General features: G+C 62.6%; 19 protein-coding genes. 16 read left to right on the plus strand and 3 right to left on the minus strand.

Going from position 1 to position 20,839, the window contains the following annotated elements; translation table 11 throughout:
• The first annotated feature begins 88 nt into the window (after positions 1-88).
• Genes ACMLHG_RS10655 through ACMLHG_RS10670 form a run of 4 tightly spaced genes read left to right on the plus strand, consistent with a single transcriptional unit; the run spans position 89 to position 5,659 of the window.
• The gene (locus ACMLHG_RS10655; RefSeq protein WP_417170486.1) at positions 89-1,108 is read left to right on the plus strand and encodes a GntR family transcriptional regulator; all 1,020 of its coding nucleotides are present in this window, start codon (positions 89-91) and stop codon (positions 1,106-1,108) included.
• A 12-nt stretch (positions 1,109-1,120) separates the two neighbouring features.
• Complete coding sequence (locus tag ACMLHG_RS10660) at positions 1,121-1,807, plus strand: prepilin-type N-terminal cleavage/methylation domain-containing protein (RefSeq protein ID WP_294433066.1); 687 nt, start codon at positions 1,121-1,123, stop codon at positions 1,805-1,807.
• 16 nt (positions 1,808-1,823) lie between these two features.
• The gene (locus ACMLHG_RS10665; protein WP_417170487.1) at positions 1,824-2,690 is read left to right on the plus strand and encodes a hypothetical protein; all 867 of its coding nucleotides are present in this window, start codon (positions 1,824-1,826) and stop codon (positions 2,688-2,690) included.
• A gap of 11 nt (positions 2,691-2,701) precedes the next feature.
• Positions 2,702-5,659 carry a sugar-binding protein gene (locus ACMLHG_RS10670; RefSeq protein ID WP_417170488.1) on the plus strand — a complete coding sequence of 986 codons (2,958 nt, stop codon included), beginning with the start codon at positions 2,702-2,704 and terminating at the stop codon, positions 5,657-5,659.
• On the opposite strand, the gene ACMLHG_RS10675 is transcribed toward ACMLHG_RS10670, so the two are convergent.
• Positions 5,660-7,252: a hypothetical protein gene (locus ACMLHG_RS10675; RefSeq protein WP_417170489.1), complete on the minus strand. Its 1,593-nt coding sequence runs from the start codon at positions 7,250-7,252 to the stop codon at positions 5,660-5,662.
• Here ACMLHG_RS10675 and ACMLHG_RS10680 point away from each other — a divergent pair.
• Entirely contained in the window at positions 7,230-7,367 is a 138-nt protein-coding gene (locus tag ACMLHG_RS10680; RefSeq protein ID WP_417170490.1) for a hypothetical protein, read from the plus strand. The genes ACMLHG_RS10675 and ACMLHG_RS10680 overlap by 23 nt on opposite strands.
• Here ACMLHG_RS10680 and ACMLHG_RS10685 read toward each other — a convergent pair.
• Positions 7,352-7,681, minus strand: a complete 330-nt coding sequence (locus ACMLHG_RS10685; RefSeq protein WP_417170491.1) for a hypothetical protein — start codon at positions 7,679-7,681, stop codon at positions 7,352-7,354. The two genes, ACMLHG_RS10680 and ACMLHG_RS10685, sit on opposite strands and share 16 nt — an antisense overlap.
• A gap of 198 nt (positions 7,682-7,879) precedes the next feature.
• On the opposite strand from ACMLHG_RS10685, the gene ACMLHG_RS10690 reads away from it, so the two are divergent.
• The 5 genes from ACMLHG_RS10690 to ACMLHG_RS10710 all read left to right on the plus strand — a co-directional run bounded on the left by ACMLHG_RS10690 (position 7,880) and on the right by ACMLHG_RS10710 (position 13,276).
• Positions 7,880-8,389 (plus strand): division/cell wall cluster transcriptional repressor MraZ, encoded by a 510-nt coding sequence (locus ACMLHG_RS10690; RefSeq protein WP_294433062.1) that lies wholly within the window; start codon positions 7,880-7,882, stop codon positions 8,387-8,389.
• A gap of 3 nt (positions 8,390-8,392) precedes the next feature.
• The gene (gene rsmH, locus ACMLHG_RS10695; RefSeq protein WP_295807888.1) at positions 8,393-9,349 is read left to right on the plus strand and encodes a 16S rRNA (cytosine(1402)-N(4))-methyltransferase RsmH; all 957 of its coding nucleotides are present in this window, start codon (positions 8,393-8,395) and stop codon (positions 9,347-9,349) included.
• A gap of 25 nt (positions 9,350-9,374) precedes the next feature.
• Positions 9,375-9,809 (plus strand): hypothetical protein, encoded by a 435-nt coding sequence (locus tag ACMLHG_RS10700; protein ID WP_294433060.1) that lies wholly within the window; start codon positions 9,375-9,377, stop codon positions 9,807-9,809.
• Between the two features lie 37 nt (positions 9,810-9,846).
• Positions 9,847-11,688 carry a peptidoglycan D,D-transpeptidase FtsI family protein gene (locus tag ACMLHG_RS10705; protein WP_417170492.1) on the plus strand — a complete coding sequence of 614 codons (1,842 nt, stop codon included), beginning with the start codon at positions 9,847-9,849 and terminating at the stop codon, positions 11,686-11,688.
• Positions 11,689-11,752: 64 nt separating this feature from the next.
• Entirely contained in the window at positions 11,753-13,276 is a 1,524-nt protein-coding gene (locus tag ACMLHG_RS10710; RefSeq protein ID WP_417170493.1) for a Mur ligase domain-containing protein, read from the plus strand.
• Between the two features lie 15 nt (positions 13,277-13,291).
• On the opposite strand, the gene rpoN is transcribed toward ACMLHG_RS10710, so the two are convergent.
• Entirely contained in the window at positions 13,292-14,713 is a 1,422-nt protein-coding gene (gene rpoN / locus ACMLHG_RS10715; protein WP_417170494.1) for an RNA polymerase factor sigma-54, read from the minus strand.
• A 183-nt stretch (positions 14,714-14,896) separates the two neighbouring features.
• Between rpoN and ACMLHG_RS10720 the strand changes: the two genes are divergently transcribed.
• From ACMLHG_RS10720 to ACMLHG_RS10745, 6 genes are all read left to right on the plus strand, one after another.
• On the plus strand, positions 14,897-15,706 hold the full coding sequence (locus ACMLHG_RS10720) for an MBL fold metallo-hydrolase (protein WP_294433056.1): 810 nt from the start codon (positions 14,897-14,899) through the stop codon (positions 15,704-15,706).
• Positions 15,706-16,653: a serine/threonine protein kinase gene (locus ACMLHG_RS10725; protein WP_294433055.1), complete on the plus strand. Its 948-nt coding sequence runs from the start codon at positions 15,706-15,708 to the stop codon at positions 16,651-16,653. The genes ACMLHG_RS10720 and ACMLHG_RS10725 overlap by 1 nt, the downstream gene beginning before the upstream one ends.
• Positions 16,654-16,686: 33 nt before the next feature.
• Positions 16,687-18,330 (plus strand): hypothetical protein, encoded by a 1,644-nt coding sequence (locus ACMLHG_RS10730; protein WP_295807880.1) that lies wholly within the window; start codon positions 16,687-16,689, stop codon positions 18,328-18,330.
• Between the two features lie 5 nt (positions 18,331-18,335).
• Positions 18,336-19,565 carry an MFS transporter gene (locus ACMLHG_RS10735; protein WP_295807878.1) on the plus strand — a complete coding sequence of 410 codons (1,230 nt, stop codon included), beginning with the start codon at positions 18,336-18,338 and terminating at the stop codon, positions 19,563-19,565.
• A 1-nt stretch (position 19,566) separates the two neighbouring features.
• Positions 19,567-20,274 (plus strand): hypothetical protein, encoded by a 708-nt coding sequence (locus ACMLHG_RS10740; protein ID WP_417170495.1) that lies wholly within the window; start codon positions 19,567-19,569, stop codon positions 20,272-20,274.
• The coding region (locus ACMLHG_RS10745; RefSeq protein ID WP_417170496.1) for an FtsW/RodA/SpoVE family cell cycle protein at positions 20,271-20,839 on the plus strand (569 nt) is incomplete at its 3' end. The genes ACMLHG_RS10740 and ACMLHG_RS10745, both read left to right, overlap by 4 nt.

The following is a 20,839-nucleotide window of genomic DNA, read 5'->3' on the forward strand; positions in this document are numbered from 1 at the left end:
TTTCCTTTTTCCCTCTTGCGAAAACAAAAAACAGCTGTATAGTCTATATCAGACTGGTACCCTCTGGTATCCTTCAAAGGAGAAAAGAATGGCGCCTTCCAACATCCATGAGTACATCAAACTGCGTCAGCATTTCATCAATCTGACGCTGCACGCGGATCCGGAGTGTCCGCTGCCCTCGGAGCGTACTCTGGCGGAAACGTTCGGCGTTGCCCGGAAGACGGTCCGGCGGGCGCTGGAGGATATGGTCGCCGGAAACTATCTCATCAAGCGCCCCCGGCGGGGGTACTTCGTCAATCCGCTTTCGATGCGGGAGGATGAGCGGCGGCAGAAAATTGTCGGCCTGCTGTTCCGGAACGGGATGCACGCGCTCTACAACCGGGAGGACGCCTGTTTCATGGAGGCGTTTTTCCGGGAGATTCGCCGGTACGACGCCTGTGTGCAGCTCATCATGACCTCCGGGACGGAGATGATCTACAGCGACATTGCAAACAGCGGCCTTGACGGTCTGGTCTGGCTGGGGGTTCCGCCCGGACATACGGCGGTGTTTGAGCGGATTCACCGGGAGGGGGCTCTGCCGATCGTCGGCTTCTTCGACAGCGTGCCGCCGGCGTGCGGCAATTACATCTACATGGATCCCTTTACCGAGGGATACCAGAAGACGAAGTTTCTGCTGGATCGCGGCTGCCGGTCGATTCTCTTTGTGAAGTGCCCCCGGCTCGAACGGAGCCATGACGGATATTTTGCCGCGCTGAAGGAGGCGGGAAGCGCTCCGAATCCGGAACTGCTCGTCGATGAGGAACTTCCATCAGAACAGCTGGAAGCCCTGTTCCGGGAGCATGCGGTCGACGGCGCGGTGGTGCGGTTCCATCAGGCGGACCGCGTCCGGGAGTTTGCCGTCTCGCGCGGGATCCGGATTCCGGAGGATCTGCAGCTGATTACCGGCTGCACCTGCTACGACTGGGAGCCCACGATGACGGAGAAACCGTTTGCCGCCATTGTTTCCCGATTGTTGAACCAACTGTGGAATGAAATGCAGCATCAGGATTCCCCGTTGCAGGATTCCTCGCTGCAGTGGAATATCAAAGCCGGTAATTCAACCAGATAGACAGGAGGGCGTATGCGACAGAGCAGATCTTTCACGTTGATTGAATTATTAATTGTAATCGCGATCATTGCGATTCTGGCTTCGCTCCTGCTGCCGGCGCTGAACTCCTCCCGGGCGCGGGCCCGCAGAATCACCTGTGTCTCCAACCTGCGTCAGAACGGGATGATGCTGCACGAGTACGCCGGTGAAAATCAGGGATACTGTTCTTCTGTCGATCTCAACTATGGATATGTCAGTCAGGTTTCGCCGGTTCAGAATCGATTCAAACCGGATTATTTCAAGAGGCCGACGGGAGCTTTTTTCTGCCCGGGAATCCGGAATGCGCCGTTTGAGAATGCCTCGTACATCTCCTCCTACGTTCTGACGATAGGCAAAAGCGGCGGGGCGATTCAGGAGACGGAGGACGGCGGGCGGGTCCCGCGCAAAGAGGGGCAGATCGCTTCCGGAAGTGCGGTGATGCTGGAGAAGGTTTCTCTGTTCCAATGGGGCAACCTCTGGGGCCCGCACCGGAACTCCTGCTACCCGGACTACACGCCGGGCAGTTATCTGCCTGGCATGGCACTCGCCGATGCGGAATTCAAAACCTACCCCGGTTACATCAATCACGGCGGTACGGATTTGAATGTTCTCTTCATCGATGGCCACGTGGAGACTGTCAGCTGGCGACAGAAATTCAACGGAAACTGGACCAAAAAATAAAAAAGGAGTCGTTCGCATGAAGAAGAAACTGATCGTTGCAGGAACCGCTTGGATGCTCGCGCTCGCCGCGGCGGAACCGGTTGCGCTGGATCCTTTCCCGCAGTGGAAGGTGCCGCAGGGGTGGAGCGCGACGCCGGAACAGCTGGAGTGCCGTTTCACCCGCTGGTCGGCCGTATCCGCCGATCTGAAGATTCCCGGGGCGGGCGTCTGTCGGCTGGAGTTTCAGTACCGCACGCCCGGAGGAACGGGTACGCCGCTCAAGATCCGGCTTGACAACCAGATGTCCGCGGCGTATCCGGCGACGGAGGAGTGGAGTGTTGCGTCACTCTATTTCCGGACCGGCGGGCCGTGCCGTCTTACGCTGATTGCGGAAGGGAAGAGCCCCTACACACTCCAGATTCGGCAACCCCGATTGGAGCTGTTGACGGAGGCCGATTGCCGGAAGTTCCGACTGGATGCCGGGAAGGGGGGTGCCGGATTCCGGACCATGAAGGGGGAACCGCACCGGGTTGTGGCGACCGAGGATCATATTGAAGAGGGGATGGCGTTTCAGAGCCGGGGGAAGGGGGCGCGTGAGCTGCGCTCGGTGGAACTGCCGGTTCAGCCGGGGCGGAAATACCGGCTCTCGTTCTGGGTCAAGGGAACGCCGGGGAGTTTCCGCGCCGGCGTGGATGGCGGCTGGCTCCCCGATACCCGCTACTGGGCGTTCCTGCAGACGAAACCGGTCTCGAACGAGTGGAAGAAGGAGACGCTGGAATTCACGCTTCCCGGCGTTGACGCGTATCCTGTGTTGAAACGGGGCTTGCTGAGCTGTCGGTTTGCCATTCCGGCCGGGCAGGAGGAGTTGCTGTTGAAAGATGTGGAGCTCGAAGAGCTCCCGTGAAGGTGGGAAGGATGAGAAAAGTTCTGTTCTGCTGTCTCGCCGCCGGAGTATTCGGCAGCGTCGAGGGGCAAAATCTGCTTCGTAACTCCAGTTTTGAGCTGGGTTCGGCGGAATACAGCGTCGCGACTGCAATTCCCTATTCCGCCGCGGACTTTACCCCGGTCCGGGCGGAGCGGGATGCTTCAACCCGGATTCATGGGCGATACAGCCTTCACGTGCCGAATCCTCGCGGCAACTCCGTGCAGTTATCTTCGCACGATATTGCGTTGACTCCGGGGAAACGCTACTATTTCTCCTGCTGGATGAAGGCGGAGAAACCCGCCGTCGTGCAACTGATGCTGCGTTCCTGCACCTATGACGCCAAAGGATATCACTGGTGGAACCGGCAGACGGAGTTTCAGGTCACGACGGAGTGGCGGAAATACACGTTTGCCATCCCCGCCATTCCGGAGGCGAATCCGGTCGGCAACCTGGTTTTGAACTGGAACACCGGTTCCCTGTGGCTGGATGCGATGCAACTCTCCGGGGAGCCGGCAGAGTACGCTCCGGCCGCCGACGTGGAGTTCGCCTTTGAACGAGGGGAACCGGTTCGTTACCCCGGAGAAAACCGTTTCGGCGTGAGCGCGGTGAACTACTCTAGTCGCCGCGTGGAGCGCCGGATTGAACCGGTTCTGTACGATCGTTTCCAGGGGAAGCAGGAGACGCTTGCTCTTCTCTCATTCGTTCTGGAGCCGGGGGAGAGCAGGAGGTGTGACCTTCCAGTGAAGCTGACCCGCTTCGGCTCGTTTGAACTGCGGATGGATTCCGGTGAAGTGCCGCTGCTGTTTGCGGTGATCGGCCGCCTGCCGCAGAAAAAGTATTCGTTCCGGGATGGATTTTCCGCGGGGGTGAACGGCCACCTCTTCCACATGTCGGCCACCCGGTTTCAGCCGCCGGAGCCGAATGGACTGCCGCGGGAACCACTGTTCAATGCGTGCGGGATGGATCTGGACGAATTCTTCGCCCGGATCCGGCAGGCCGGATTCGGCGCGATCCGCCTCCACGACGACGGCCTCTTTGCCTGGTGGAGGATGGAGCCGGAACAGGGCCGCTACGACTGGCGGGCCACCGACAACATCATTCGCCGGGCCTGGAAGAACGGTCTCGACATCCTGCCCCGGCTCGGCAGTATGGAATTCGTCGCCCGGGCGAGTGATAAGATCGCCAACTCCTGGCTCCGTAAGGCGAGCGAACACACCGGAGTGAAAGTCAGCGGCATCTTCCAGCGGATTCTCCCGCCGCCCGATCTGTGGGAATCCTTCGTCTACGAATTCATGGCTCGCTACAAAGAGGACATTTCGTACTGTGAAATCATCAACGAACCCAATCTCTTTCTCACGCCGGAACAGTACACCGAATACCTGAAGCGGGCATACCGGGCGGCGAAGAAGGCAAACCCCTCCTGCACCGTCGTCGGCTTCTGCGCGACGGGCGATCTGAACGGGGATCTGGGGCGTTTTCTCGAAGAGTGCGGTCGACTGGGGGCATTTCAGTATGCCGATGCGGTTTCGTTTCATCCCTACAATGCACAGCTGGATGACGCGCCGGTTCCGGCCGAACAGCAGATCGCCGAGGTGATGCAGATCGTGCGCAAATACCGCCCGGGAATGCCGCTGTGGAATTCCGAACTCTACTTCATTCAGGACTGGGAGGGGCTGAGCAAGCCGTTGGCCGAACAGAGTGATTTCCCGGTCGGCAATCTGGTGCGCCGCTACCTGATCGATCTCGGGGCGGGGCTGGCGCAGAGCATTCCGGTGTGGGCGCCGCGCATTACCGGCGTCGATCTCCGGCCGGGGTACCGATGGACCGCCTACGCCGCCTCCACCTTCATCCCCAACGAATACGCCGTCGCGACCAACGCCTTCGCCCGCTTTCTCGAGTGCGGCAGAGGGGAGGGCAAATGGGATCTCCTGCGTGGTCTGAGCCTCTGGCGTTACGAGGACCGTCACGGGAACTCGCTGCTGGCGTGCTGGGCGTTGAAACGGGGCGAACGTTTCACGCTGGTTCTGCCGGAGGGGGTGTCTGCGTACGATCTCTTCGGCAACCCGCTTCCCGGGCGGGAGATCCTGATCGACAACAACCCGGTCTATCTGAAGGGGAAGGAGAAGCGGCCGGACTGGAACCTGCTCAAAGTGGTGCCGCACCGGAAGTTTCAGGTTACCGGCGCCCGCTATTTCCGAAAGGACGGCGCGCCGGTGCTGGCGGTTGAGATCGGGAACAACACCCGCGAGAATCAGAAGCTGGCGATGCGGATTCCCGGCGCCCCCGTTCAAAAGCTGGAGCTGAAGCCGCAGGAGATCCGGATGGTTGTCTTCCCGGCGCCCGCAGAACGGCAGGAGAAGCTCCGCGTCATCGTGTCGGATGGCGAACGAATCCAATCCTTTTTCGTTCAGCCGGTATCCGGCAGGATCTGCCGCTCCGGGGAGACGCTCGCCGTCGGCGAAAACGGAAACATTCAGGTGCGGACCACTCCGGAGTTTCTGGAGTTTCAGATTCAGGTGCGTGACGACCGGCGCGGCGGGCGGGTGAAAGATGCTCCGTGGAGCGGAGACGGCGTGGAAATTTTTCTGGATATGGAGCCTTTCCGGGGGCTTGACCGGGAGGCGTATACCGACTCCTGTTTCCGGCTGTTTCTGGTGCCGAAGTCGTCGAACGGCCTGCCGGAGGCTTTGACCGGCAGTTCGACTCTGAGTCTGGAGGGGATCGTCTGGTCGTTGCAGGATTCCGGAACGGACTTCTCGGCCGACATTCGGATTCCGTGGAAGAATCTCGGGAGGAAATCACCGGGAACTTTCGCATTCGATGTCGCCGTGGACGATTCGGACGGCGAACGGCGCCACTCACAAGAGTTCTGGGCGGGCGGGCCGGAGAACTGGCGGAACCGCTTTCTGCTGGGGCTGTTCGTGGACGAGACGGAAAAGGCGAGATAACTATCTCTTCTCTGAGGCCGGGCGGGATTTTACCGGTGCGGCAGTGACGGGCTTCTGCACCGCTTTTTTCCCGCCGGCCTTGCGTTTTTCCGCCGCCTTGCGCTTCTCTTCTGCTTTGCGCTTTTCCGCCGCTTTCCGGCGGAGTTCGGCGCGCCGTCTGGCTTCCGCGGCGGAGCGGCGAAGCGACTGCACCTCGTCGCGGATTGCTTCGAGCCGCTCCAGATCCCGGCGGATCTCCGCGTCGTTGTCGGGCGCCAGGCGCTCCATGATTTCGCGGCGCTCCTGCTGCAGAACCCGTTCGGAGTCGCTCAGCGGCAGAACCTTTTGCCGCTTCGCACCGACCTTGACGATCTCGCCCAGCTGCATCGGCACGGTGGTTTTATCCGGCAGAAAGCGGGTGGCGCTGCGCTGGATCGGCACCAGAATGTGCGCCGGCCGTTCTCCGGTGATCAGCCCGAGCTCCTCCAGCTCGAAGTGACGGTGAAAGGCGCGGCGGAAGGAGTTCGCCTCCCAGGTCCGCCCGACGAAGTAGACGGGGTGGCCGGACTTTTGCTTCTCCTCGAAGAAGTTCCGCAGTTTTTCATACAGTTTTCCGTACGAGAGGCCGCCGAGTTCATCGCGCAGATCGAGGGCTCTTGCCTTCTGCAGGCCCGCCGCCTGCGCGTCAAGGGAACGGCTGATCGTGTTTTGAATCTGTCTGACGTTCAGAAGGTAGGAGGGGTAGAGCTGCCAGCGCCGTTCGAAGTCGAGTTCGTTGAGAATTCCCGCGTTGGCGATGATGACCGCTCCTTTCGGAATCCGGTTGCGGAGCACCTCCAGACGGACCAGATGCTGGAAATCCGCAACCGCTTTCTTTTCGCACAGTTTTGCCGAGCCGATGATCCCCCAGGTGAACTGCACTGCGGCGACGGCGAGGAGGGAGAGCGCGGCGAGCCGCCGTCCCGGCAGACGGCGCACCACCTGTCGAAGCGAGAGCAGCGCGAGCAGAAGCACCGCCGGAATCAGCGGCACCAGAAACCGCATCGCGCCGGTGCCGCCCCCTTCCGGCGCCCAGTAGTACATGAGATAGAGCACGAAGGTCGGCACAATCCAGACCAGCCAGAAGAGGAGCCGTCGCCACCGGAACCGGAAAAAGAGCAGGGCGAAGGCACCGAGCGGCCCGACGACCGAGAGGAAAAATTCCGGCACGTAGATGCGCAGATTGCTGAGGATGAAGGAGGGCACGAAGGCGCTCGACTCGTCGGTGAGAGAGTAGCCGCTCCGCCACGGCGCCCCGTAGGCGTGCCAGTGAAAGAGCGCCATCGCGCCGAAGGGGATTGCCGCCCCCGCCGCCAGACCGGCCAGGAGAATCCAGCGTTTCGTCTTCCGGGCGAAAAGGAGCGCCGCCGCTGTCGGCACCAGAATCAGCAGAAAGTCGGTGTAGCGGATTCCGGTGCAGTAGGCGATCAGAAATCCGGCAATCGCCGCCGTGAGAAAGCGGAGCCACGCCCGCTTCTGTGGCGTGAGAGCGGTGAAGAAGGCCGCCATTCCCCAGACGAAGAGTGCGAGGCTCGGCGTATGGGAGTTCTTGGTGACGGCGAGTGCCGACAGCACCGGCGAACAGATTGCCGCCGCGGTGGCGAAGAGGGCGTACCACGGCCCGAGAAAGAAGCGGGCGAGCGCGAAAATTCCGGCCGCCGCGAGAACCGCACCCTACAAGGTGGCGTAGAAGCCGCCGCCCGGACCTAGGAGCGCGTTCATTCCCGCGGCCAGCAGGGGATAGAGGGGCGGGTATTTCGGATAGTATTCTCCCCGGTCGTTGACCACCCACATCGAGCCGATGAATTCGAGTTTGTCGATCGGTTTCCGGTAGAATCTGCCCTCCAGATTGAAGGTTCTTGCGCAGACGTGGTAGCCGTTCTGATCGGTTCCGCCGGTGACCGGCACGAGGTAGTGCAGCAGGCTCCAGGCATAGAAAATGAGCAGTCCGCCGAGCAGGATCAGCGGAAGCGTTTCAGAACTGCCGAGCCGTTTTAACGCCATGATCGTCGACCTCTGTTTGCCCTGTGGACCCACCTTCAATTTAGCCTTGCCTCTCCGCATTTTCAACCGGTCCGGCGAATTTTTGCGCAAAAAGCGTTTTCTGCGGAAAAAATCGGTAAAAAAAATGGTTCCAGAGTTGCAAAAGTGAGTTTTTGTAGTAAAATAGGTATAGATAGGTATGAATAGGGATGATTAGGGATGGCGTCTGACGCGACAACACTGTTCCAGGGATTGTTTCTCGGGGAATACGACCACACACTGGATGCCCAGTGCCGGGTCTCTCTGCCGAGTGACTGGCGGAACCGGGAGGGGAACACCGAGCTGGTGCTCATTCCCGCGCGCGGGAAGGCGCTGGTGCTGCTGCCGATTCAGACCTTTCTGGAGTTTGTCGAGAAGGCGAAGAAGCTGGCGATTGCCAACCCGAAAATGCAGATGGCGTTCGCCTATCTGGGGTCGCGTTCGCGGCAGTGCCGCTGCGACAAGCAGGGGCGGATCGCGCTCGACCGGAAGATGCTCGATGAAATCGGCGTCGGCACTCAGCTCAAGCTGATTGGCGCGGTCACCCACATCCGGTTGACCGCTCCGGAAAACTGGGTGGTTCCGGATGACGAGGCGAGTTTGAATATGTATCTGGATGAGATTCAGAAGGTCAGCGACGACTCCGGCGACATCGCCGGGCTGCTGGGCGGAATTCTGGGCAAGAGGTGAGATGTGAGCGGAGAATTTGAACATGTGCCGGTGCTCAGCCGTGAGGTGATGGAGTACCTCGTGTTTCCGGATGCTCCGGCGCGTCTGATCGACGGCACGGTCGGCGGCGGCGGGCACAGCGCTCAGCTGCTCCGGCGCTATCCGCAGCTGGAACTGCTCGGAATCGACCGCGACGACGCCGCGCTGGAGAAGGCGGCGGAGACGCTCGCATTTGCGAAGGATCGTGTGACGCTGGTGCGTGGCAACTATTCGGACCTGGCGCTGTTCGCGCGCGAAAAGGGCTGGATGGAGGTGGATGGCATCCTGCTGGATATCGGCGTCTCTTCGCCGCAGCTCGATCAGCCGGAGCGTGGATTTTCATGGCGGGCCGACGGTCCGCTCGACATGCGCATGGACCGGCGGGAGGCGCTCACGGCGAGCCGTTTCCTGAACCGCGGGAGCGAGGAGGAACTTGCCCGGGTGTTTCGGGAATACGGTGAACTCTCCGGTGCGCGCCGGCTGGCGGCGGCGGTCGTCGCCCGGCGGGAGGAGAAGCCGTTCGCAACCACCGCCGATCTGGTGGCGCTGTGCGACGATGTGCTCGGCAAATCGAAGAAAGGACGTCTCCCGGCGCCGACGCTGGTGTTTCAGGCGCTGCGGATCTTCGTCAACGACGAACTGGGCGAACTGGAGCGTGTCCTGCCGGAGGCGGTGGAAATTCTGCGGATCGGCGGACGCATTGCGGTGATCAGTTTTCATTCGCTGGAGGACCGGATTGTGAAGAACTTTTTCCGGGATGCGGCGGCGGAATGCACCTGCCCGCCCGGACTGCCGGTCTGCGTCTGCGGGGCGACGCCGTCGCTGCGGGTGCTGACCCGCAAGGTGGTCACCGCACAGCCGGATGAATTGGAGAGCAACCGGCGTTCGGCGCCGGCCCGGCTGCGCGCGGCAGAGAAAATTGCAGAAAAATCGATGAAATAACGTGGGATATACAGGGAGAAACAACATGAACATTCAACCCGGAAAAGCGAAATGTGTCCGCAAGGCCCGTCCTGCCCGGCAGGGGTCGCTGGGAGAGAAACTGTCAGCCGTCTTCCGCTTCGCCTTTGTCGTGGGCGCAGTGGCCGGGTTGCTCAACATCTATATTTTCCTCAATCAGAAGATTACGGAGACGGAACGTTCCATCCGCCGGACGCAGCGCGAACTGCATCAGACGGAACGGGAGATCGCCCAGTTGCGCATCCGGCGGGAACAGCTCAGCGCCTGGCCGCACATCCGGGCGATGATCGCCCGGTTCGATCTCCGGCTGCACGAAGCCGCGCCCGGTCAGGTCAGCAAGATCGCCATTCTCTCTCCGGTACAGGCGGCCCGCATGCCGCTGGAATCGGTAGCCACTGCGGTTCCGGCGCCCGCACGCCGGCCGAACACGGCGCGCAATTGACCGGCGGCCGCGGTTCCAGGTTCGCAGGATTTTGCCCATGTTGAGCAGCAATGACAGCATCCGCTTCCGCATGAAGTTTGCGGCCGCTCTGCTGCTGGTGCCGGTGGCGGGGTATCTGATCGCCCGGCTCTACATCGTGCAGGTGAAGTCCCATGCGGAATATCTGCAGAAGGCCCGGGTCCGGTACACCGCCACCCGCGTCACCAGCGGCAAGCGCGGGGAGATCTTCGATATGTCGGGGAACCTGCTGGTCAGCAACAGTCCCTGCGTCTCCATCACCGCCGATCCCGGCAATCTGACCGGGGAGGCGCAGCGGCGGAAACTGGCGTTCATTCTCGCCAAGCATCTCGGCCGCGACTACAACTATTTCTACAAGCGGCTCAATCCGCTGCGTGTCAAGCGGGGGGCGAAGGGGGAGGCGCTGACCAATCCGGATGGCACCCCGATGATGGTGCCCTCCCGTTACGCGGTGATCGAAAAGCGCGCGTCGCTCGATGAGGCCGCGAAGATCCGGGAACAGGTCCGGGTGAACCGGATCAACGCGCTCTTTTTCCGCGATGGCTACATGCGGACCTATCCCAAGGGGGCGATGCTTTCCAACGTGCTCGGCTACACCAACGTCGTCGACGACAGCGACGTGCCGCAGATCGGTCTGGAAAAACAGCTGAACCGGCAGATGACCGGCGATACCGGGCGGGAGCGTTACGAACGCACGCTCGACGGACTGCCGCTCTCCTACGGACTCCACGAACTCATCAAGGAGAGCCGGGATGGAAAGAACATCTATCTCACCGTCCGGGAACCGATTCAGGCGATTCTGGAGGAGGAGCTCGACGCGACCTATGCCAAGTGGCAGCCGGCGACACTCTACGCGGCGATCGCCGATCCGAAGACCGGAAACATCCTCGCCATTGCACAGCGCCCGACCTTCAATCCGAACGACCGCTCCACTTTCAGTGCGGCGGCGGCCCGCACCCGCATCGCCGAGGATGGTATCGAACCCGGTTCGATCATCAAGCCCTTCACCATCGGCAAGGCGCTCGACTGGGGGGTGGTCACGCCGGATACGGTGATCGATTGCGACAAGGGCGCGTGGGTCTACCTCGGGAAGGTGTTGCGCGACTCCCACCCCTACGACAAGCTGACGGTTGCCGGGGTGATCCAGAAATCCAGTAACGTCGGTACGGCGAAGGTGGCGATGATGCTCGGTGAACAGCGGGTCTATTACGCGCTGAGATTGTTCGGGTTCGGGTCGAAGACGGGTCTGCCGTTTCCGCTGGAGACCCGGGGGCTTCTGCCGCCGGTCCGCCGCTGGGACGGGCTTTCGATCACCCGGTTCCCCATCGGATACGGCGTGCGTGTTTCGCCGCTTCAGATGCTCCGCGCCTACTGCGCGCTGGCCAACGGCGGAAAACTGCCGACGCTCCGGCTGATCGACCGCATTGTCGACCCGGAGACCGGGGCGGTCACCCGGATGCCGGTTCCGGAACCGGTTCCGCTCTTCGATCACCCGGAGGCGCACCGCCAGCTGATCGAGATGATGATTCGCGTGACCCAGCCGGGAGGAACCGCGGTCCGGGCGGCGATTCCGGGCTACGAGGTGGCGGGCAAGACCGGGACCAGCCGCAAATACATTCCGGGGCGGGGATACGCCTCGGGCAAATATTTTTCCAGTTTCGTCGGATTTGTTCCCGCCCGTTCCCCGGCGCTGGTCATGCTGGTGACGGTCGATGAGCCGAAGGGGGCCTACTACGCCTCTACGGTGGCGGCGCCGACGTTCAAAGCGACCATGACGCGGGTACTGCGTCATTTGAACATTCAGCCGGATCCGGCATTGCTGGAAGCCGGCAAGGGAAAAAAAGCGAGGCAGACACCATGAGAACTGCTCTTTTCCGGCGGACCGGCCGGAACGGCTTCTCTTTTGTTTCCGAAAGGGGGGATCGATGATTCATCTGCATTTTATCGGCATCGGCGGCATCGGCATGAGCGGACTGGCCGCCATGTGTGCCGACAGCGGCTATCGGGTCACCGGCAGTGACCGCGGGGCGGACCGCCCGGAGAACCGGCGGATTATCGACGCGCTCGAACTGCAGGGGATCACGATCTATCCGCAGGACGGCTCCGGCGTGCGCGCCTCCCGGCCGGATTTTCTGGTCTACTCCACGGCGATCGAGGAGGACAATCCGGATTTTCTCGCGGGGGAGGGGATTCCCCGGCTTCACCGTTCCGAACTGCTCGAACGGGTGATCGGCGAATCGCATTTCAACTGCACCATCGCGGTGACCGGCAGCTGCGGCAAGAGCACGGTGACCGCGTATCTTGCCGAGACGCTGACCAATCTCGGGGCCGATCCCGCCTGCCTTGACGGGGCGCTGATCAAGCGGTTCCGGGGCGGCCGCTTCGCCGGAAACTACCGGCCCGGCGGCGGGAAATATTTTGTGTTTGAGGCGGATGAAAGCGACAAGAGCCTCGTGCGCTATTCGCCCGATTATGCGATCATTCTCAACATGGGGACCGACCATTATGACAAGGCGGAGCTGGCGCGCGTTTTCGCCGAGTTCCTCCGCCATGTCCGGAAGGGCGCGGTGCTCGAGCGTGGCGTCTATGAGGCGGTGCGCGACCTGCTGCCGGCCGGGCTGGAAATCCGGATCATCGACGCCGAACCGCGTCCCGATTCCCGCTACGCCGTGGTCGATTACCGGATTGCCACCCGCGCCGAGGCGATCTACTGCCACGGCCGCCGGGCTCGAATTGCCCCGTCCGGCGACCGCGCCGCGCTCGACGCCGAAGGGGCGAACAATCTGCTCTCCATCTACGGCCTCCACTCCGAGGAGTGCCGGATTGAGAGCCGCACCCCGCTGGCGGAGTTCACCGGCGGCCGCCGTCTCGCCCTGCCGCAGGGCGGATTTCACACCGCGATGAACGCGCTGGCGATCGACGCGTTGCTGGAGATGATCGGCTTCGAAACGGAGGAGGTGCTCGAGGCGCTGGAGCGCTTCGACGGGGTCTGGCGGCGGAATGACTTCGCCGGAACCACTTCGTCGGGCGCGCTCGTCTACGACGACTACGCGCACAATCCGGAGAAGATTCTCGCCTGTCTGCGGGCGATGCGCGAGCTCGCTTCGGGCGATCTGTACGCGGTGTTTCAACCGCACGGATTCAAGCCGTTCGGCTTCATGCGCGACGAGCTTTTCCGCGATCTGGAGGGGGAGTTGCGCGCCCGTGACCGGTTCATTCTGCTGCCGCCCTATTATGCGGGCGGAACCTCCTCGTTCCAGCCGACCGCGGAGGAGGTGTGCCGGGAGTGGAAGGCGGCGTCGCGCCGTCCGGAGCGGTTCATGACCTTCCCCGACCGGGAGACGCTGACCGATTTTCTGCTGTTGTCGACCCATCCCGGCGACCTCATCGTCATCATGGGCGCACGGGACAATTCGCTCAGCGATTTCGCCGCCTCACTCACCTGCTGACGGGTTCCGGCCGCTTCAGAGATGCTTTTTCCGCAGGCTGGAGGAGGGGATGTTCAGCTGTTCGCGGTATTTGGCGACGGTGCGCCGGGCGACGGCGAGCCCCTCCGCCTTGAGCTGTTGGGCGAGCTGTTCGTCGGAGAGCGGCCTGGCCGGATTCTCCTTGCCGATGAGCTCGCGGATCTTCTCCATGACCGCCCGGTTGGAGAGCTCCTGACCGTCTTCGCCGGTGAACCCGGCGGTGAAGAAGTACTTGAAGGGGAAGATCCCCTGCGGGGTCTCGACGTACTTCCCCGCCACCGCCCGGCTGACGGTGGTTTCGTGCAGATCGAGCATGTCGCCCGCCTGCTTCATCGTCAGCGGCTTGAGATATTCCACTCCCCGGTCGAGAAAATCGCGCTGGGTGCGGATGATGACGTCGGCAATCCGCACGATGGTGCTCTGGCGCAGATCCAGTGCACGCATGAGCTCGCGCGCCTGCTGGAGTTTTTCGCGCAGATAGGCGCGGTCCTCGGGGGAGAGGTCCGGATTTTCCAGCAGTTTGAGATAGCGTTCCGCGAGGAAGAGTTTCGGCAGGCCGTTCCGTCGCGGCAGTGCTTCGTAGGAGCCGTCCTCCTTCCGCACGATCGTCACCTCCGGCAGGACGAATTCGGAATTGCCCGGGGCGAATGCCGAACCGGGGAACGGATTGAGTTTGCGCAACTCCGCGAGCGCCGCATTCAACTCCTCCATCGAGATGTGCAGAGCTTTGGCCAGCTGGGGCAGCCGGTTGCGGGCGATGTCGTCCAGGTGATGCTCGAGGAGTTCCGCCAGGAGCGGCGTGAGCGCTTTCTTTCGTTCGAGCTGGAGCCGCAGACACTCGGCGAGGTCGCGGCAGCCGACCCCCGGCGGGTCGAACCCCTGAATCACGCGGATCGCCTCTTCGGCTTCGTCCACCGTGGCGTCGGAACTCATGGCCAGATCCGCCGCGGTCGTCCGCAGATAACCGGAGTCGTCGATGCTGCAAACCGCCTCTTCGGCCAGTTTTCTGATGCGCGGCGGCAGCGGCGTGAGGGCGAGTTCGGCGGAGAGCTGGTCCTGCAGCGTCGGAGCGCTGGCGAGGGAGTTGAGCATATACTCCTGCTGTTCGCCGGAGGGGCCGTTCTCTCCGGTGCCGGGCGGCATCGGCAGTTCGTCGGCCCACTCTTCGGATTCGGCGGCGCGTTCGTCGAGGCTCGCCTCGTCGTCCGGTTCGGGGTCGGGGGCGGGTTCCGCCGCCGGCTCCTGCCACTCCTCGTCGGATTCGGCTTCGAGCATGGGGTTGGCGGCGAGTTCCTGTGACAGCCGTTCCTCCAGGTCGAGCAGCGGCAGATTGAGCAGTTCGAGCGACTGTAGCTGCCGGGCGGAAAGCTGCTGTTCCTGCCGGAGAGTGGTCGATAAGGTTTGTTGATTTGCGGACATCGGTGTATATTATTGAAAATATCGTGAAAACCCGCCGGAATGCGGGATTTTTCATTTGCTTTTTGTCAGGATAGAATTTAAATTTCAAAACAGCTTTTTTCCAGTCGTTTTGATGATATTTCGGAAATTTTTTCGGTTTTGCGCCCACTGGCGGGCCGCGGACTGGATGGAAAGAAGGGGATTATGGTCTGTTTGAGCGCATTGGGCAGCGGAAGCCGCGGAAATGCACTGGTTCTCTCCGCTCCGGAAGGGGCGCTGATCGTCGATATCGGATTTTCCCGCCGGGAGGTTCGCTCCCGGATGGAGCAGCTCGGGCTGGATCCCGGGCGGGTGCGCGCCGCTCTGCTCACCCACGAGCATGACGATCACTCGCGGGGATGCCGGGTGTTCTGCGATGATCTGGATATTCCGCTCTGCACCGCGTCGCCGACGGCGGAGTATCTCCGGCGGCGGGGCAAGCTGCCCGGGCGGGTGCTGGAATTCGAGCCCGGATGCGAGTTTCAGATCGGCGGATTTGAGGTGGAGCCGTTCGCGGTGCAGCACGACGCGGTCGCGCCGGTCGGCTTTGTCATCCGGCGGGATGGGCTGAAGATCGGAATCGCCACGGACCTCGGCAACGTCAACATGCTCGCCATGCAGCGCCTGACCGATTGCGACGCGCTGGTGCTGGAGAGCAACTACGATTTTCAGATGCTGCGCGACTCCGACCGTCAGCTCTATCTGAAGCGGCGCATTCTCGGGCGGCATGGCCACCTCGACAATGTCGCGGCCTGCGAAGCGCTGGGAACGCTTCTGACGGAGCGGACCCGCCTGCTGCTGCTTGCGCATCTGAGCAGTGAATGCAATTCCGTCGATCTGGTTCGCCGGCTGTTCGAGGCGCGGCTGGCGGAGCTGGGGCGCACGGACGTTGAATTCGGAATCATCGAGCAGGATCATCCGCTCGGCTCCTTTGAACTGAGGGCGGAGGATGGTTCCGTCAGAAAGGTGTGCTGATGATGGCCGCACCGGAACCGCTGAAAGTTTTCTGCCGCAAATGCCATGCGAAGCTGGATGTCTCGGAGCTGGAGCCGTTCGCCTACTTTCCGTGCCCCGGCTGCGGTACCCGGCTGCGGGTGCCGAAGCGGTTTGACCGGTATTTGCTGGAGAAGATCTGCGGATACGGCGGCATGTCCAAGGTCTACCGGGCGATCGAGCCGGAACTCGCCCGCCGGGTGGCGGTGAAGATCCTCAACCCGGAGAGCGAGGCGAATGACGGCGGGAAGCGCTTTCTCGCCGAGGCGCGGCTGGTCGCGCGGGTGAACCACCCCGGAATCATTCCGATTTACAACTGCGGCATCTACGAGGAGCAGCCGTTTCTGGTGATGCGTTACATGGAGGCCGGCAGTCTGGAGCAGCGGCTGAAGGACGGAACTCTTCCCGATATCCGGCAGATCGCCGCCTGGTTGAGGAACATCGTCGAAGGGCTTGATTTTGCGTTGCGGCAGGAGAAGATCGTCCACCACGATGTCAAGCCGGGGAACATTCTCATTTCGGCGGAGAACGAGGCGAAGCTGGGGGATTTCGACCTGGCCGATGTGCGGGACGAGGGCGATTCTCTCACCTTGTGCGACGGCTGGGGCAGTCCCGCCTACGTGAGTCCGGAGCGTCTGCTGTACGGCGGCGAGGACTACCGGGGGGATATTTTCAGCATGGGGGTGACGATTTACGAGCTCATGAGCGGCGGCGTGGCGCCATTCGGCATCACCGGAGAACCGCAGGAGCTGCTGGACCGGCGTTCGGAGGGCGTGGCGCGGACGCTGGCGGAACTCAATCCCGGGGTCACTCCGGAATTTTCCGCGCTCACCGGCAGGATGATGAGTTATGCTCCGGAGGATCGCCCGACCTACGCGGAGGTGATCGCGGGGTTGAAGCAGTGCAGCGGGGAAATTCCCTTGGAATGATTCCAGGGAGAGAACCAGAATGGAACGAAGAGTATGAAAATCGGCAGAAAGATATTTCCAGTTCTTATTGCATTCGGCGTCTTCAGTGTGTTTGCGGCGGGCTGGATCGTCGCCTTCGGCATGCCTGCGCTCTGCCGTCTGGTGGAGGCGATGCGGAATCCCGGATTGGAAATCGAACCGGAGGATACGGTTGCCGTTGCCGGCCTGGCCGGAATTCTGCTGCTGTTCGTCACGGCCGGAGTGCTGGTGATGCTGCTGATCCGGCTGATGCGTCCGGTGCGGGACGCCGCGAAGTTCGCCGATCAGCTCGCCGCCGGGGAGATGCCGCCGGTGCTGCCGGTGACCGGCTGTGGATGTGATGAGGTGAGCATGCTGGTGACCTCGCTGAATTTTCTGCGCGACCGTCAGCAGAACCTGCAGGGCAAACTCAAGCTGAGCCTCTCCCGGGAGGCGGAGGTGCGCCGGGAGATCGAGCGGCACGACTCTTTGCAGCTGCAGCTGTTGAACGGCATGCTTCCGGAGATGCGCCAGCCGCTCAGCTTGATCAAGGGGTTCTCGCTGGTGATCGCCCAGTTGCTGAATATGCCGCAGTCCGAGCAGAATCATAAGGAATTGATCTCGATGCTGATCGGAATCAACCGGCGGGTGGGCTCCCTCTCGCGTCAGGTCGAGCGGCTGATCGACATCTGTGCGCTGGGGCGGGAGCGCTCCAGTACGCTTCATCTGGAGGAGGTGGAGACGGCGGATTTCCTGCGTGAGATTTCCGAGCGGAACGCACTGTCGCTGCAGGCGCGCGAAGTGACGCTGGTCAATCGCTTTTCCGCCAGCGCTCCGGCGGCGATTCGGATTGACCGGGAACTGCTTTCGCAGTTGATGGCCATCTTGATTCGTGCCGTGGCCCGGGCTTCCGGCCCCGGGGAGACGGTGATGCTCTCCTGTTTCCGCGAGCGTCATATGGTGGTCCTGGAGGTGCGGGACAGTCGCCGGGCGCCCTGCCGTGAGGAACTGGCGCGCGAATTTGAGGAGTTCCGGAAGGAGGAGGAGACCGAATCCACGCCGCCTGAGCCGCGCAGTCTGAGTGTGCTCGCGCTCTGTTTTGTGCGCGACATCGCCGCCAAGGCGGGAATGCGTCTGGCGGTGCGCAGTACCGGCGAGTCCTGCTCCGTACTTCGTCTGGAGCTGGATGACAAGGACTGCCGGGTGGGCGAGTCCGGCGCGCGTGCCGACCAGTGGCGCAGCAGCCGGACCGGTCAGCTGGATCTGCCCGGTTCGGAAGAGGCGGCGGAGGGAGAACCCGCGCCGTTGCGGATTCTGCTGGGCGACGACAACGCCGACGAGGCGATGATCATCACCCGGCTGCTCGCGGCCGATTCGATCACGGTCGATGCGGTGGACTCGGCCGACGCGATGGTGAAAGCGGTCGAAAAGGTCGCCTATGATGGATTTGTCATGGTTGCGCCCTTCAAATCCTGCGCTCCCGCGGAGCTGGTCGAGCGTCTCCGGCAGGCGGCCGGGCGGCGGGAGCTGCCGGCGGTGGTGGTGGATAATCAGATTTCGGAGATGCTGTTCCGGCAGGTGCGGTCGCTCGACCGGGTCTGGGCGATGGCGATGCCGTTGAACTATGCGCTGCTGGCCCGGCTGCTGCGGCAGGCGGCGGGGCGCGGCAGGGCGAGGTAGGGGGGATGGACGCGGGGCAGACGGTGCGCTGCAACTGGCGGCAGAATCTGGCGGTCATCTGGATCTCGCAGTTTCTGTCGATGGCGTCGTTCAGCTCCGCCTATACCTTCATGCCGTTCTATTTTTCCAGCCTCGGGGTGCCGGATGAGGAGCTCAGCATGTATGTGGCGCTCTTCAACGTGGCCGGAAATCTCACCTTCTGCATTTTCGCGCCGATCTGGGGGATGGTGGCCGACGTGTACGGGCGGCGGATCATGCTGTTGCGGGCGAACTTCGGCGCGGCGGTGATGCTGCCGCTGATGGCGCTGGTGAATTCGCCGGAGTGGCTGATCCTGCTGCGACTGGGGATCGGCGCACTCACCGGGACGGTGGCGGCGGCACAGACGCTTCTCATCAGCACCACGCCGAAGGAGCACCGCTCTTTCGCGCTCGGCACGATTGCGTCGGCGCTGTTCGGCGGCATGATGGCGGGGCAGTTCCTCGGGGGGGATTATGTGATGCTCTTCGGGTTTCACTCCGCCTTTCTCGCCAGCGGAGGACTGCTGTTCGTGAGCGGTCTTCTGGTGCTTCTCGGGGTGCGCGAGAACTTTGAACGCCGCGAGAGCATGCGCGAGCATCTGGCCGGAATCCGCTGGCGTCTGCCCCGGTTCGGGCTGGTGTGGTATCTCTTGATTCTCTTTATCTTCATGGGGCTGGCGCGGGAGTTCGACAATCCGTTTCTGCCGATACTGGTGCGCGAAGTGATGCACGGCGCGCCGGAGGCGGTGAGTTGGAGCGGGCGGATCAGCGGCTTCTGTTCGCTGGCCGGAATCCTCTCCGGATTGCTGCTCGGCTACCTCGCCGACCGGATGTCGTTGATCCGGGTGGCGTCGGCGGTGATCGTCATCGCCGGCGTGATGCGGATTGTACAGAGTTTCAGCTCCGACGTGATTCAGCTGCTGGTGGAGCGTTCGCTGATGGTGCTGGCGGCGGGGGGGATCGAACCTCTGCTGCAGTCCTGGCTGGCGGGGGTGACGCCGGAGCGGGAACACGGCAGTTTCTTCGGCTGGGCGGCCTGTTTCAAGTCGGTCGGGTGGATGCTCGGGGCGCTCTCCGGCGGATGTACTGCAAGTCTGCTGGGCGGAGTGCGCGGCGTCTTTTTCGGGTCGGGAATCATGTTTCTTCTGCTGGTGCCGCTGATGCTCTTCACCAGCCGGCGGCTGCCGCCGCCGCGTTTCCGCCGGGCGGGGAGGTGAGATGGACGAACCGCGGGAAAATTGTGTCTCCAGACGTTCGGCGATCCTGTTTGCGGTGCTTGCACTCTGGGCGCTGGCGGCGCTGGTGCGCGGCTTCTGGCTGGCCGGACCGGCGTCCGGGCACTACATCCGGGAGGGGGAGAAACAGGCCCGCAGTTACGGCCGGATTCCGGCGCCGCGCGGCCGGATTCTCGACAGCCGCGGAGTGCCGCTGGCGTGGAGCGAGCGGTATTTTGACCTCTTCTGGCAGGGGCGGGCCGGGGAGGTGCCCGGCGAGGAGATACTGATTCAACTGCGTGCAATTGTGCCGGATGCGGCGGCGCCGTCGGCGGAATCCAACGGCCGTGAACTTCTGCGCCGGGGGCTTTCGCCCGACCAGATCCGACAGCTGGAGAGTCTGGTGAAGTCCGGGAACGGCTTCCGGATTGTGCCGCGGTGGGAGCGGATCACCGTCAGTTCCCGCTGGATTCGCCGCCGGGTCGGGGCCGTGGAGCTGCGCGAGGGGGAGCTGGTGGGGATTTCCGGGCTGGAGCTGGAGTTTGACGCACTGCTTCGCGGGCGGGCCGGGGAGTTCCGGGTTCTGCTCGACCGCTACCGCAACTGGATTCCGGAGAGCTGGGAGCTGCTCCGGCCGCCGGAGCCGGGGCGGGACATCAAGTTGAATTTCGAGGCGGAAATGCTGGAACGCCACGGGAGGGGGAACGAATGAGGAAATATCGCTCCGGTTCCTCCGGCATATTGGATGCCGGGACGGTGGTGCAGATTCTGGTCTTTCTGCTCGGCCTCTGGGGGGTGCTGACCATCGCAAGTTCGCAGTCCGCATCGCCGACTGCGCTGTTGATCGGCAAACAGCTCGGCGCGTTGGTGGGCGGGATGGCGGTGATGCTGGCGGCCGCGCGGATTCCGTTTGATTTCTACCGCCGGCAGATCTGGGTGCTGGCTCTGCTCTTCTTTCTGCCGCTCCTGATTCTGCCGCTGGCGGGGGTGCGGGTGAACGGCATGTGCGGCTGGTTCCGGATCGGTTCGTTCAGTCTCCAGCCGACGGAGCCGGCAAAGGGAATCTTTCTGCTCACACTCGTCGTGACCATGACGTCATTGCGGTCGGAGAATCTCCGCTTCTGGGGGGCGCTGGCGGTCGCGGGAATCTGGCTGGTGCCGATCTTTCTTCAACCGGATTTCGGAACGTCGGCGATCTATCTTGCCGGATTTGCCGCGGTCTATTTTCTCGCGGGGGGGCGGGTGCGCAATCTGTTGATTTTCTGCACCGGCGCGGC

The sequence above is a fragment of the Victivallis sp. genome, assembly GCF_048170485.1.
In the GTDB taxonomy this organism is placed as follows: domain Bacteria; phylum Verrucomicrobiota; class Lentisphaeria; order Victivallales; family Victivallaceae; genus Victivallis.